This is a genomic window from Variovorax sp. dw_954 (assembly GCF_018449755.1).
In the GTDB taxonomy this organism is placed as follows: Bacteria; Pseudomonadota; Gammaproteobacteria; order Burkholderiales; family Burkholderiaceae_C; genus Variovorax.
In genome coordinates this window covers 1-13,175 of the sequence record NZ_JAAVVD010000020.1, presented here as the reverse complement: position 1 = coordinate 13,175, position 13,175 = coordinate 1, and the positions used below count along the sequence as shown (strand labels likewise).

The 13,175-nt window shown below is 67.9% G+C and carries 11 protein-coding genes; 8 read left to right on the top strand and 3 right to left on the bottom strand.

The window, feature by feature from the left end:
• Nucleotides 1-88 precede the first annotated feature (88 nt).
• Entirely contained in the window at nucleotides 89-817 is a 729-nt protein-coding gene (locus tag HB681_RS26185; RefSeq protein ID WP_213957804.1) for a GntR family transcriptional regulator, read from the bottom strand.
• 195 nt (nucleotides 818-1,012) lie between these two features.
• Here HB681_RS26185 and HB681_RS26180 point away from each other — a divergent pair, with 195 nt between their 5' ends.
• The 6 genes from HB681_RS26180 (at nucleotide 1,013) to HB681_RS26155 (ending at nucleotide 8,238) form a co-directional block, all read left to right on the top strand.
• A complete protein-coding gene (locus tag HB681_RS26180) occupies nucleotides 1,013-2,629 on the top strand; it encodes an AMP-binding protein (protein WP_213957803.1) in 1,617 nt (538 codons plus the stop codon).
• Nucleotides 2,626-4,209, top strand: coding sequence for an acyl-CoA carboxylase subunit beta (locus HB681_RS26175; RefSeq protein ID WP_213957802.1), 1,584 nt, complete (start codon nucleotides 2,626-2,628; stop codon nucleotides 4,207-4,209). The genes HB681_RS26180 and HB681_RS26175 overlap by 4 nt, the downstream gene beginning before the upstream one ends.
• Before the next feature lie 23 nt (nucleotides 4,210-4,232).
• Nucleotides 4,233-5,024, top strand: a complete 792-nt coding sequence (locus HB681_RS26170) for an enoyl-CoA hydratase-related protein (protein ID WP_213957801.1) — start codon at nucleotides 4,233-4,235, stop codon at nucleotides 5,022-5,024.
• Nucleotides 5,025-5,088: 64 nt separating this feature from the next.
• Nucleotides 5,089-6,123, top strand: a complete 1,035-nt coding sequence (locus tag HB681_RS26165; RefSeq protein ID WP_213957800.1) for a phosphotransferase — start codon at nucleotides 5,089-5,091, stop codon at nucleotides 6,121-6,123.
• 28 nt (nucleotides 6,124-6,151) lie between these two features.
• Nucleotides 6,152-7,354, top strand: a complete 1,203-nt coding sequence (locus tag HB681_RS26160; protein ID WP_345944748.1) for an acyl-CoA dehydrogenase family protein — start codon at nucleotides 6,152-6,154, stop codon at nucleotides 7,352-7,354.
• 35 nt (nucleotides 7,355-7,389) lie between these two features.
• The gene (locus tag HB681_RS26155) at nucleotides 7,390-8,238 is read left to right on the top strand and encodes an AraC family transcriptional regulator (protein WP_256735114.1); all 849 of its coding nucleotides are present in this window, start codon (nucleotides 7,390-7,392) and stop codon (nucleotides 8,236-8,238) included.
• A 4-nt stretch (nucleotides 8,239-8,242) separates the two neighbouring features.
• Here HB681_RS26155 and HB681_RS26150 read toward each other — a convergent pair whose 3' ends face one another.
• Complete coding sequence (locus tag HB681_RS26150; RefSeq protein ID WP_213957799.1) at nucleotides 8,243-9,571, bottom strand: LLM class flavin-dependent oxidoreductase; 1,329 nt, start codon at nucleotides 9,569-9,571, stop codon at nucleotides 8,243-8,245.
• A gap of 125 nt (nucleotides 9,572-9,696) precedes the next feature.
• On the bottom strand, nucleotides 9,697-10,491 hold the full coding sequence (locus tag HB681_RS26145; protein WP_213957798.1) for an IclR family transcriptional regulator: 795 nt from the start codon (nucleotides 10,489-10,491) through the stop codon (nucleotides 9,697-9,699).
• Nucleotides 10,492-10,672: 181 nt separating this feature from the next.
• Here HB681_RS26145 and HB681_RS26140 point away from each other — a divergent pair, with 181 nt between their 5' ends.
• Together HB681_RS26140 and HB681_RS26135 are read left to right on the top strand one after the other, a co-directional pair.
• The gene (locus tag HB681_RS26140) at nucleotides 10,673-11,971 is read left to right on the top strand and encodes an MFS transporter (protein WP_213957908.1); all 1,299 of its coding nucleotides are present in this window, start codon (nucleotides 10,673-10,675) and stop codon (nucleotides 11,969-11,971) included.
• Nucleotides 11,972-12,031: 60 nt separating this feature from the next.
• Nucleotides 12,032-12,478: a type II 3-dehydroquinate dehydratase gene (locus HB681_RS26135; protein WP_213957797.1), complete on the top strand. Its 447-nt coding sequence runs from the start codon at nucleotides 12,032-12,034 to the stop codon at nucleotides 12,476-12,478.
• Nucleotides 12,479-13,175: the final 697 nt, after the last annotated feature.

Genomic DNA, 13,175 nt, shown 5'->3' with positions numbered 1-13,175 from the left:
ATCCCTGGCGGACTGCAAGCGACCGGCACACGGTCGGGAGGTGCCGCAACCACTTCCCGGCTCGCTCGGCTCGATCAGACCCGCGAACTCACCCCAGCGAAAACGCCGACATCCTCGGCAGCGTCCGCTCCCCCGACTTCTGCAGATGCTTCCGCGTCCGCGCCTCGGCCTTCACCGGGTCTCCTTCAAGGATCGCCTCGGTGATCCCGCGGTACTCCGCCACCATCGAGCGCAGGTCCGCGGTGGTGAGGAAGTTGTAGAACTGCGCGCGGAACAGGTGCGCGCGCGCCTGCGGCAGCACGCGACTGAGTTCGCTGCTGTCGGCGATCTCGAACATCACGCGGTAGTAGTTGGCCCGCCCGTCGAGCACGCGGTCGAGCGCCTCTGGCGTGCTGGCCGAGATCAGCGTCTGTGCCGCCGCCTCGAAGCGTTTCGCGTTGTTGCCGATGTGGATGTTGGTCGCGGCCAATCGCGCTGCCAGGCCGGTCAGTACCTCCAGCACGCCGAGCAGGCTGGCCGCATCCTCGCGGCTCAGCGAGCGGATCACGGCGCCGCGATGCGGCGTCAGGTCGACCACGCCGCTCGACGCCAGGATGCGCAGCGCCTCGCGCACGGTGCTGCGGCTCACGCCGAGGTCGCGGGTGAGGTCGGCCTCTACCAGCCGTTGCCCCACCGTGAAGCGGCGCGTGAGGATGCCCTTGCTGATCGCGTCGGCCACACGGTCGGGCGTGCTGCGCGGCTTGGCAGGCGCCTCGGCCACCGCCTTTTTCCTGGCGGCGGCAGTCTTGGTGGAGGGGGCTTTGGTGATGACGGTCATTCGGGTTCGCGCGTGCAGCTTGGGCGGTCTGGATTCTAGGAGAGGGCTTGCGTCGCAGCGCTTAGAACTGCGACGCGGCCACCTCGGGGAAACCATCGGTCGTATGGCTTGATTGTCTGGCAATCGTGGCTGACAATCAACGTAAATGCATCGGGGCGAACCCTCTCGATGCCGCCGCCAGAAGTCACATCACCCATGAGCCCTCCCAACCACTCGCAGCCCGCATTGCCGCCGCTCGCGGCGCGCACGCTCGGCGCGGTGCTTGAGGGCCACCTGCGCACCGCGCCGGACAAGCCCGCCGTGCGCGACGTCGAGCGGGGCATGAGCTACGCCGCGCTGTACGAGGAATCGCTCGCCTTCGCCGCTGGCTTCGTGCGGCTCGGCGTCGGCCCGCAGCAGTTCGTGTTGCTGATGCTCGACAACCACCTCGACTACGTCATCGCCTGGTGGGCGCTGTCGCTGACGGCGCGCGTCGAGGTGCCGGTGAACACCGCCTACAAGGGCTCGATCCTGGTCCACGTCATCAACAACTGTGGCGCGAAGGTGATCGTCATCGAGGCGCACTACCTGCCGCTGCTGCTCGACGTGGCAGACCGTTTGCAGCACCTGGAGCACGTGGTGGTGCGCGGCGCCATGGGCAGCCTGCCGGCGGTCGGACGCCTGCGCTTCGTGCCGTGGGATGCGCTGCGCGGCCCGCGCGAGGCGCCGGCGCAGCTCGCGCCGTGGGACCTCATCGGCATCATGTACACCTCGGGCACCACCGGCCCGTCGAAGGGCGTGCGCGTCACGCACGCGCACGCCTATGGCTACTCGGCGCCGCAGGTGCTGGGGCTGGCCGATGCCAGCGATGTCTCGCTCTGCACGCTGCCGCTGTTCCACATCGGCGGGCAGTGGGCCGCCATCTACAACAACCTCATCGCGGGTGGCAGCAACGTCGTGCTGCCGCGCTTCTCGGCGACCACCTTCTGGGACGACGTGCGCCAGTACGGTTGCACCTACACGATGCTGCTCGGCGCGATGGCCAACTTCCTCTACCGCCAGCCGCCGCGCGCGGACGATGCCACCCATCCGTTGCGGCGCGTGATGATGGTTCCTGTGATGGCGCAGATCGAGGAGTTCCGCACACGCTTCGGCATCGAGGCGGTCTGCACCGCCTACGGGCTCACCGAGGGCTCGACCGTGCTGCGTGCGCCGGTCGGGCAGGCCGAGCCGGGCAAGGTCGGCTGGCCGCGCCCGGACTTCGAGGTGCGCCTCGTCGACGCGCACGATCAGCAGGTGGCCGACGGCGAACTCGGCGAACTGGTCATCCGCACGCGCGAGCCCTGGATGGTGATGGACGGCTACCACGACATGCCCGAGGCCACGGTCGGTGTGTGGCGCAACCAGTGGCTGCACACCGGCGATGCGTTCCGGCGCGAGCCCGATGGCCAGTTCGTCTTCCTCGACCGCATCAAGGACGCGATGCGCCGGCGCGGCGAGAACGTGTCGAGCTTCGAGGTCGAGAAGGAGATCAACGAGCATCCCGCGGTGCTCGAATGCGCCGTCGTTGCCGTGGCCAGCGATGCCAGCGAGGACGACATCAAGGCCTGCGTGGTGCTGCGCGAAGGCACGGCCGTGGCGCCGGCCGCGCTGCTGGCCTTCCTCGACGAGCGGCTGCCGTACTTCATGGTGCCGCGCTACGTCGAGTACATCGCCGAGCTGCCCAAGACGCCGACCGCCAAGGTGCGCAAGCAGGTCTTGCGCGAAGCGGGTGTGACCGCCGGCACCTACGACCGCACGAGCGACCCGGCCGCCCCCGCAAGGAAGAAATGAGCGACGACACCAACCTCGGCGCGACGCGCCTCGCCTACGCGCAATTCACGGCCAAGCGGGACGGCCTGGTCGATGCGGTGCGGCCCGCGGCCATCGCGCGCCAGCATGCACTCGGGAAGCTGTCGGCGCGCGAGCGCATCGCACTGCTGGTCGATCACGGCAGCTTCCATGAAGTCGGCGGCCTGGTCGAGCCGAAGCGCGACACCTTCGACACAGAGTCGCTGCAGGCGCCTTCCGATGGCGTGCTCACCGGCTACGCCAGCATCGACGGACGGCCGGTGTGCCTGTGCGCCTTCGACTTCACGGTGCTCGGTGGTTCGAACGGTCGCATCGGCGAGACCAAGGTCGAGCGCATGGCGACGCACGCGCTGGAGCACGGTTGCCCGATGGTGTTGCTGCTCGATGGCGGCGGTCACCGCATCCAGGAAGGGCTCGACAGTCGCCACTTCGCGCAGGGCTCGCGCTACTTCCAGATCGCTGTCGCGCTGTCGGGCTGGGTGCCGACGGTGGCGGTGGTCATGGGGCCGGGCTTTGCCGGCCCGTCCAACTTCGCGGCGCTGTGCGACTTTGTTGTGATGGTGCGCGGCACGTCCACCATGGGCATCGCCGGCCCTGCGCTCGTCGCGGCCGCCACGGGCGAAACCACGGACAAGGACGCGCTCGGCGGCGCCGCCGTGCAGGCCGACCTCAACGGCCTGGCCGACATCGCCGCCGGTGACGATGCCGAGGCCATCGAATACGTGCGCGACTACCTGGCGTTCCTGCCATCCAATGCGCGGCTGCCCGTGCCGACGAAGGCCCCGCGCGAGCCCGATGCCGAATTCGAGCGCGGCCTGCTCGACGTGATGCCCGACAACCCGCGCAAGCCCTACGACATCTGCGACGTGATCCGCGGCGTGGTCGACGAAGGCTCGCTGTTCCAGATCAAGCCGGGCTTCGCGCCCAACCTCGTCACCGGCTTCGCGCGCATCCAGGGTCGCGCCGTCGGCATCGTGGCCAACCAGCCGATGCACCTGGCCGGCACGCTCGACGCGAAGGCTTGCGAGAAGGGCGCGCACTTTGTCTCGGTCTGCGATGGCTTCGGGCTGCCGCTGGCCTACCTCGTCGACCTGCCGGGATTCCTGGTCGGCAGTCAGGCCGAGGACACCGCACTCGCGCGGCGCAGCGCGCGCCTGCTGTTCGAACTGGGGCAGGCCACGGTGCCGCGCGTGTCGATCGTGCTGCGCAAGGGCTACGGGCTCGGCTACATCGCGATGTGCGGCGGCCGCAGCTTCGATGCCGACCTCTGCGTGGCCTGGCCGACCGCCGAGATCTGCGCGATGTCGATCGAGGGCGCGGTCGACGTCGCCTACCAGAAGCAGGTGAGGGCGGCGGCCGATCCGGCGGCGAAGCGGGCCGAACTCATCGGCCGCTTCCGCGAGCAGCTGGGCGCGCTGCACGCGGCCGAGCATTTCGGCATCGACGACGTGATCGACCCGCGCGACACGCGCTCCGTGATCGTGGCCACGCTGGAGCGCTGCGCGCCGCGCAAGAAGCACCGCGCATGGCCGGACAAGCCACACGGCATCTCGCCGATCTGATTCCTTCACGAAGCCCTTCCGCCATGACCTTGCCCATCCTTCTCGAACACCGCGACGGCGTCGCCTTCATCACCTTGAACCGGCCCGAGCGCGCCAACGTGCTCGACTTCGAAATGGGCGACGCACTCATCGCGACCATCGATGCGGTGGCGGGCGACGCCGGCGTGCGTGCCGTGTTGCTGCAGGCGCGAGGGCGGCAGTTCTGCGCGGGTGGCGACATCGGCGGCTTCGTGCATGCGCGCGATCGCCTGGCCGACATGCTCGACGAGCACATCCCGCCCCTCCACCGCGCAATCCACAAATTGGCCACGCTGCCGGTGCCGGTGGTAAGCGCGTTGAACGGCCCCATTGGCGGTGGCGGCATCGGCCTTGCGCTGTGCGCCGACATCGTGCTCGCAGCCGAGTCGATGAAGCTGCGCGGCGGCTATTCGGCGATCGGTCTCACGCCCGACGTGGGCGGTTCGTGGTTCCTCGCGCGCCGCGTCGGGGCTGCGCGCGCGAAGGAGATCTTCTTCACCAACGAGCCGCTGTCGGCACGCGAGTGCCTGCAGCTCGGCGTGGTGTCGCAGGTGCATCCGGACGCCGAATTGGAGGCAAAGGCGCATGCGCTGGCGGCGTCGCTGGCGCGTGGCGCGACCGGCTCGCTGGGGCGCATCAAGGACCTCGTCGATGGCGCCGGGCAGCGTTCGCTGGAGGCGCAACTCGCGCTGGAACATCGCTACATGGTCGAGTCCGGTGGCACCGCGGACGCAGCGGAGGGCGTGGCCGCATTCATCGAGAAGCGGGCTCCGGTGTTCGGCCCGAAGCCTGCTTGATTCCTCCTGATATGTCGGACAAACACTGATTGATTGTCAGACAAGATCTTCGTACAATTCGTCGATGCTGAATGTGAAGGCTCTCGCGGAATGGATGCTCGTGCACATCGAGGGATTCCGCGCACCGCTCACGCTGGAGCGTTTCAAGGGCGGGCAGTCGAACCCGACCTACCTCGTCACCGATGCTGCCGGCACGCGCTACGTACTGCGCAAGAAGCCTGACGGAGAGTTGCTGCCATCGGCCCATGCGGTGGACCGCGAATACCGCGTGATCGCGGCGCTGCACGGGACCGGCGTTCCCGTTGCACGCACGCGGGGCTACTGCGACGACGCATCGGTCATCGGCACGCCGTTCTACGTCATGGATTTCGTCGACGGCCGCATCTTCTGGGACCCGGCCTTGCCCGGACTTGCCAATGCTGAACGCAGCGCGATCTACGCCGGCATGAACCGGGCCGTGGCCGCGCTCCACACCGTCGACTACCAGGCCCTGGGTCTTGGCGACTACGGCCGCAGCGGCAACTTCTTCGAGCGTCAGATCGGCCGCTGGACGCGCCAGTACCAGGCCGCCGCGGCAGAAGACCCGATCCCGGCGATGGAGCGTCTCATCGACTGGCTGCCGGCCCATGTGCCGCCCGACGACGAGACCACGCTCTTCCACGGCGACCTGCGCATCGACAACATGATCTTCCACCCGACGGAGCCGCGCGTGCTCGCGCTGCTGGATTGGGAGTTGTCGACGCTGGGCCATCCGCTGGCCGACTTCGCCTACCACGCGTTGCCCTGGCGGCTCACCGCCGTGCAGTTCCGCGGCATGGCGGGCGCCGACCATGCGGCGCTGGGCGTTCCCGACGAGGCGTCGTACCTGCAAGCCTATTGCGCAGGTGTCGGCCGTCCGGCCATCGACCCGGCGCACTGGGAGTTCTACCTGGCCAACAGCATGTTCAGGCTGGCCGCCATCCTCCACGGCATCTCGCAACGCGCGCGCGACGGCACGGCATCCAGCGCGGAGGCCGCCGAGACCGGGGCCCGCGCGCGGCCGATCGCCGAGGCTGCATGGCGACAGGTCGAGGCCCACTTCCCGGCCGGCGAGCGCTGAGGCGCGGGTCACCCACAGAAAGGTTCACGTGTACGAGTTCTCCCCCAAGGTCCAGGACCTGCAGAAGCGCCTCGGCGCCTTCATGGACGAGCACATCTATCCCAACGAGGCCCGCTACTACAAGGAGGCCGAGGAACTGGGGCCATGGAAGGTCGCACCCATCCTCGACGAACTGAAGCCCAAGGCCCGCGCCGCCGGCCTGTGGAACCTGTTCCTGCCGGAGTCGGAGCACGGCGCCGGCCTCACCAACTTCGAGTACGCGCCGCTGTGCGAGATCATGGGCCGCTCGCACCTCGCGCCCGAGGTCTTCAACTGCTCGGCACCCGACACCGGCAACATGGAAGTGCTGGCACGCTACGGCACGCCGGAGCACCAGGAGCGCTGGCTCAAGCCGCTGCTGGCCGGCGAAATCCGCTCCTGCTTCGCGATGACAGAGCCCGCCGTGGCATCGAGCGATGCCACCAACATCGAGTCGAGCATCGTGCGCGACGGCGACGAGTACGTCATCAACGGCCACAAGTGGTACACGACGAATGCCACCGACCCGCGCTGCAGGATCGCGATCTTCATGGGCAAGTCCGACCCGGACAACGCCGACCGCCACCAGCAGCAGTCGATGATCCTCGTGCCGATGGACACGCCCGGCGTCACCGTGGTGCGCCCCATCGCGGTGTTCGGCTTCTACGGCGTGCCCGACCGCGCATCCGAGGTCACGTTCAAGGACGTGCGCGTGCCGGCGTCGAACATGCTGCTGGGCGAGGGCAGGGGCTTCGAGATCGCGCAAGGGCGCCTCGGACCGGGACGCATCCACCATTGCATGCGACTGGTCGGCCTGGCCGAGAAGATGCTCGAACTGATGTGCAAGCGCACCCAGTCTCGCACGGCCTTCGGCAAGCCGATCTCGCAGCAGGGCGTCACGCTGGAGCGCATCGCGCAGTCGCGCATCCTCATCGAGCAGGCGCGCCTGCTCACGCTGAACGCGGCCTACCGCATGGACACGGTCGGCAACAAGGTGGCCAAGGCCGACATCGCGATGATCAAGGTGGCCGCGCCGCAGATGGCCTGCCAGGTCATCGACTGGACCATCCAGGCCTTCGGCGGTGGCGGCACCAACAACGACGTCGGCATCGCATCGGCCTACGCCACGGCGCGCCTGCTGCGCCTGGCCGACGGGCCCGACGAAGTGCACCGCAACCAGATCGGCAAGCTGGAACTGGCCAAGTACCGCTGAGAGAGCACGCAACGACAACCCAAGGAGACAAGAACATGCATCAGGACGAGCAGATCAGGATCGAACCCTCCACCCGGCGCCCCGAGCGCGTGATGTGGCTCAACGCGGACCGCGTGCTCTACGTCGGCCTGCTGGGCGAGCCGACGGTTCGCACCCTGGGTGCGTTCTCGATCTACGTGTCCTTGACGCAGCCGCACCGGATCAGCGTGGAAGGCGGCGCGTGGGAGGCTGCGGAGCTATCGGTGGTGCCGCCCGGTGTGCCGCATCGCATCGTGGCGGGCGAGCGGATGATCTTCAGCATCCTCGTCGAGGCGGAGACGGTCGACGTGCCGGCCTTGCCGGAATGGATTCGCGATGGCGGCGGTGCCGTGGACGATGCCGACACGCTCGCCGCCCTGCGCGATGCGCTCGACCGCTTCAAGGCCGCGCCGCGCCGGCAGTTCGATCGCACCGAGGACTTCGACCGGCACTTCTTCGGGCTCGCGCTGCCCACGCGGCGGATCGAACGCCGCATCCGCGCCGTGCTCGACCGCATCAAGCACGACCCCAACAGCCACACGTCGGCCGAGGACTGCGCCGTGGCCTGCCACCTCTCGGTGTCGCGCTTCCTGCACCTGTTCCGCGCCGAGGTCGGCGCGCCGTTCCGCAGCTTCCGCACCTGGCAGCGCGCGCGCAGCGTGCTGTACTTCGTGACCCAGAGCGCGAACCTCGCCAACATCGCACTGGACGTCGGCTACCCGGACTCCACGCACTTCAGCCACTCGGTGCGGCAGGTGTACGGGCTCACGCCCAAGTCGATGTTCGCGGGCTGTCGGAAGCTGGCGCTGTATGGCTATGGGACGGCTGCGGCGCAGGGCATGGGGGCTGGGCGGGCGCCGGCCTGAGTGCTCACCCCGGAAAGAACCGGTTCGCCGGCCGCGGCAAGCCCAGGTTCTCGCGCAAGGTCTTGCCTTCGTACTCGCGGCGGAAGATGCCGCGGCGTTGCAGTTCGGGGACGACCTTGTCGGCGAAGGCATCGAGCCCGCCCGGCAGCCACGGGAACATGATGTTGAAGCCATCCGAGCCTTCGGACTCCAGCCACGTCTGCATGTCGTCGGCGATGGTCTGCGCGGTGCCGACAAAGGCGAGCCCGCCGTAGCCGCCGAGTCGCTGGGCCAGCTGGCGAACGGTGAAGCCTTCGCGTTCGGCCAGCGCGATCACGCGCTGCTGGCCGCTCTTGCTGGCATTGGTCTCGGGCACGGGCGGCAGCGGCTTGTCGGGATCGAACTTCGAGGCATCGACGCCGAGCGAGATCGACAGCGACGCGATCGCGCTTTCATAGTGCACGAGGCTGTCAAGCTTCGCGCGGATGGCGCGCGCTTCCTCCACCGTATCGCCCACCACCACGAAGGCGGCCGGCAGGATCTTCACGTGATCGCGTTCCCGGCCGAGCGCGGGAAGGCGGCCCTTCACGTCGGCGTAGAAGCTGCGGCCCTCGGCCAGCGTGCCGTGCGCGGCGAAGATCACTTCGGCCGTCTCGGCGGCCAGTTGCCTGCCGGGCTCCGAGGCGCCGGCCTGCACGATCACCGGCCATCCCTGCACCGGTCGCGCGATGTGCAGCGGTCCGCGCACCGACAGGTACTTGCCCTTGTGGTTCAGCGTGTGCAGCTTCGCCGGGTCGAAGTAAAGGCCGCTCGCGGCATCGCGGATGAAGGCGTCATCGGCCCAGCTGTCCCACAGGCCGGTCACCACGTCGTAGAACTCACGCGCCCGGGCATAGCGCTCGTCGTGTTCCATGTGGTCTTCCAGCCCGAAGTTGAGCGCCGCATCGGGGTTGGAGGTGGTCACCACGTTCCAGCCTGCGCGGCCGTTGCTCAGGTGGTCGAGCGAGGCGAAGCGGCGCGCAATGTGGAAGGGCTCGTCGAAGGTGGTCGATGCGGTGGCGACCAGGCCGATGTGCCCGGTCGCCTGGCTCAGCGCCGACAGCAGCGTGAACGGCTCGAAGGAAGTCACGGTGTGGCTGCGCTTCAGTGCCTCGATCGGCATGTTCAGCACCGCCAGGTGGTCGGCCATGAAGAAGGCATCGAACTTCGCGCGCTCCAGCGTCTGCGCGAAACGCTTCAGGTGCGCGAAGTTGAAGTTGGCATCGGGGAAGGCGCCGGGATAGCGCCATGCGCCGGTATGGATGCTGACAGGGCGCATGAACGCGCCGAGCTTGAGTTGGCGGGTGGAGGGCATAGGGGGCGGAGATGGGAACCCTGCCCTTTTATGCGATCCCGTGCGGCGTGGCAAAGACGAAATCGTCCCGAGCTTATGGGCGTGGCGAATGTGCGCAGCATGCGTCCCGGCCCATCGCCGGTGCTTCAAGCCTTGCCTAGCGGCGGCCGGGAGAAAAGCCCGGAGGCACTGCTCAACGAGGCCAGTTCGCGAGTGGCCTCCAGCAGCATCGGCCCGAGCTGTTGTATCCGGGCGAAGTCGAGCCGCGTCTTCGGTCCGGCAATGCTGATCACGCCCATCGCCGGCCGCTCGCCGCGCCGCACCGGCGCCGCGACGGCGGTCATGCCCGGGGCAAAGACCTCGTCGATCATCGCGTAGCCACGCACGCGAGCGGCGTGCAGGAAGCCGAGCAGGGCTTTCACGGTCGTCGGGGCCTTGGGGCCATAGTCCTGCTGCGAGCCGAAGCCCTGCTTCGAAACGAGCGCGACGGCCTGTTCATCCGACAGTGTCATCAGCCACGCATGGCCTGACGACGTGCACGAGAGCCGCGCGTCGCGGCCCATGTCGGGGTCGTAGCGGAATCCCTTGCGGTTGCCTTCGACCTTGGCCACCCAGGTGAGCCGGTCGCCGTCGACGACCGACAGGCGCGCCAGTTCGCCGGAGACTTCCGCGACCCGCTCGATGACCGGGTGCGCGATGTCGACGATGCCCGAACTGCTCAGGAAGCCGAGGCCCAGCGACGCCAGCCGCGTGGTCATGACGTATTCACCGCGCTCGCTGATCTGGCGCACATAACCGCGCAGCTTGAGTTCGGCGAGCACTCGGTGGCAAGCGCTCTTGGGAATGTCGAGTGCGTCCGCGATGAGTTCCAGCGGCATGCCTCCGGGGTGCGCCAGGAGGTATTCGAGGACTTCCAGCCCGCGTGTGAGTGCCGTGCTCATGGTGTCGATTCCAGCTTCAGATCCCGCAATATAAAACCGAATTCCAATTCGGAACGCCCGGGCGGCGGAGCCCAAACAATCGGCTCCAGCCCACCAACTCCCGGAGACACGCATGACAACAAACTCCATGGCATCTGACGCACCGGCCCATGCGCCCGCGGCAGCGGCCTCGACCGACTCGATGGCCACGCGCGCCGTGACGGCTGCAACCATCGGCACCGCATTGGAATGGTTCGACTTCACGCTCTACGGCACCGTTGCCGCGACCGTGCTGCCCAAGCTGTTCTTTCCTTCGATGGACCCGACCTCGGCGCTGCTGGCGTCGCTGGCAACCTTCGGCGTCGGCCTGGCCGCACGACCGCTCGGCGCCATCATCTGCGGCCACCTGGGCGACAAGCTCGGCCGGCGCAACCTGATGCTGGGCACCGTCAGCATCATGGGCCTGGCGTCGGTCCTGATGGGCTTGCTGCCAACCTACGACCAGATCGGCGTGTGGGCGCCCATCCTGCTCGTGATCCTGCGCATCGTGCAGGGCTTCGCATTGGGCGGCGAGTCGACCGGTGCGCAACTCATGGCACTCGAGCACGCCCACCCGGGCAAGCGCGGCAAGTACTCCGGCCTGCTGGGCTTGTGCTCGCCCTTGAGCCAGATACTGGCGAACGCGGTGCTGCTACTCTTGTCTTCGAGCCTGAGTCCCGAGTCGTTCGACAGGTTCGGCTGGCGCATTCCATTCCTGCTGAGCTTCGTGCTGGTCGTGGTCGGCGTCTACATCCGCCTCAAGGTGGAGGAAACCCCGGCCTTCGTCGAACTGAAGAAGAACAAGGTGGCGCAAGTGGGCAACCCGCTGCGCGACGCCGCGCAACTGCACTGGAGGACCATCCTTCGCCTGATGTTCTTCTTCTGCGGCCCGGCGGCGATCTTCTACCTGATCGTCGTGTTCTCGCTGAGCTACATCACCAAGAACCTCGAAGTTCCGAAGCAGACGGCTTTCCTGCTCTTGATGGGCGCCAACGTCTGCGCCATCGTTGGCGCGCTCGCCGGTGGCCTGCTGAGCGACCGCATCGGCCGCAAGAAGGCGCTCGCCATCGGCTCGACGGCGACGCTGCTGATCCTGTTCGTGTACTTCGGCATCCTGGGCACCAGGAGCTTCTGGCCGATGCTGGGCATCATGGGCCTGTTCCTGGGCTTCACGCAGTTCCAGAGCGGCATCCAGCCGGTGTGGTTTGCCGAAGCATTCCCGACCAACGTGCGCTATTCCGGCTCCGCCCTGGCCTATACCGGCGCCAACCTGCTGACAGGCGGCCCCATGCCACTCGTGGCCGTCTACCTGGTGAGCGCGTTCAACGGCTCGCCGTGGGGCGTCGTGGCGCTGTGCGTCGCGCTGAACGCGGTCTCGCTCATCATGATCCTGACCGGCCCTGAAACCCGCGGTATCGACATGAACCGCGTGGACCCGGCCGCCAGGGTCTCACACCACTGAAACCGCAACGAGGCCCGACTGCCGAAGGTGGCTTGTCGGGCCCGCAAGGAAGACATCGCCATGACACAAACCGTCTTCGTCCTCAACGGATCGAACCTCAACATGCTCGGCAAGCGCGAGCCGCACCTCTATGGCACCACGACGCTGGCCGAAGTCAAGACGCGCTGCGAAAGCCTCGCCGCCGAACTCGGCCTGCGCGTGGACTTCCGACAGACCAATCACGAAGGCGTGATGGTCGACTGGCTGCAAGAGGCTTTCGAGAAGGACGCCGCAGTCATCATCAACCCGGCCGGCTTCTCATTCGGGTCCATTCCCGTGCTGGATGCCGTCAAGCTGATCCAGAAGCCCCTGGTCGAAGTGCACATCACGAACATCCACAAGCGCAGCGTGCAATACCAGCATTCGTTGATCTCGCTGGCGGCCACAGGAGTGATCTGCGGATTGGGGGTCAGCGGATATTTGTTGGCGATGCGCTCCGTTGCCGAGGCGTTGACCGTGGACGCTTGAGTCTGCGGCTTGCACAGGGCCCATCAAGGGGCCCCGGCGGTCGCTTTCGGCATTGCCGCCAGGCCTCCCGGCCGTGGCGTGCGGATCCGGGCCTGCATCTCTTGCGGCGCCGAGCGGCGCCTGTTGCCAGCGAAGTGAGGGTTAACAAATATATCGGTGACCGACCGGGAGTAGTCGGTAGACTTGTTCACATTCGTTGACTATTGCACTCGTTGGTGCCTGATGTCATGTATGAGCTTTTCATGCGTCCCGCTCCCGCCCCCGCCCCCGTCGGCGAGCGTTTTTCGTCACCGCGTCCGAGTCGCCTCGGCTACGCCCTTGTCGCGGGCGCGACGCTCGCGTTGACTGCCTGCGGCGGAGGAGGGGGCGGCGGGTTTTTCCCGGCGCTCTCGCCATCGGCGGCGTCCCCGGCGGCAACACCTGTAGAACCGCCAGCACCGGCAACGGCTGCAGAACCGGCAGCAGCGCCAGTGTCCGTAGAACCGCCAGCATCCGTACCGCCGGCGCCGCCGGCACCTGCCGTGTCGCCTGTATCGCCAGCACCTGCCGTGTCGCCTGTACCGCCGACGCCCGTACCACCAGCACCCCCCACCCCCCCCCCCCCGCCACCCCCCCCCCCCCCCCCCCCCCCCCCCCCCCCCCCCCCCCCCCCCCCCCCCCCCCCCCCCCCCCCCCCCCCCCCCCCCCCCCCCCCCCC

Coding starts and splice junctions, on each gene's coding strand:
- HB681_RS26185 (WP_213957804.1), bottom strand. CDS start 817: ATGACCGTCATCACCAAAGCCCCCTCCACCAAGACTGCCGCCGCCAGG.
- HB681_RS26180 (WP_213957803.1), top strand. CDS start 1,013: ATGAGCCCTCCCAACCACTCGCAGCCCGCATTGCCGCCGCTCGCGGCG.
- HB681_RS26175 (WP_213957802.1), top strand. CDS start 2,626: ATGAGCGACGACACCAACCTCGGCGCGACGCGCCTCGCCTACGCGCAA.
- HB681_RS26170 (WP_213957801.1), top strand. CDS start 4,233: ATGACCTTGCCCATCCTTCTCGAACACCGCGACGGCGTCGCCTTCATC.
- HB681_RS26165 (WP_213957800.1), top strand. CDS start 5,089: ATGCTGAATGTGAAGGCTCTCGCGGAATGGATGCTCGTGCACATCGAG.
- HB681_RS26155 (WP_256735114.1), top strand. CDS start 7,390: ATGCATCAGGACGAGCAGATCAGGATCGAACCCTCCACCCGGCGCCCC.
- HB681_RS26150 (WP_213957799.1), bottom strand. CDS start 9,571: ATGCCCTCCACCCGCCAACTCAAGCTCGGCGCGTTCATGCGCCCTGTC.
- HB681_RS26145 (WP_213957798.1), bottom strand. CDS start 10,491: ATGAGCACGGCACTCACACGCGGGCTGGAAGTCCTCGAATACCTCCTG.
- HB681_RS26140 (WP_213957908.1), top strand. CDS start 10,673: ATGGCCACGCGCGCCGTGACGGCTGCAACCATCGGCACCGCATTGGAA.
- HB681_RS26135 (WP_213957797.1), top strand. CDS start 12,032: ATGACACAAACCGTCTTCGTCCTCAACGGATCGAACCTCAACATGCTC.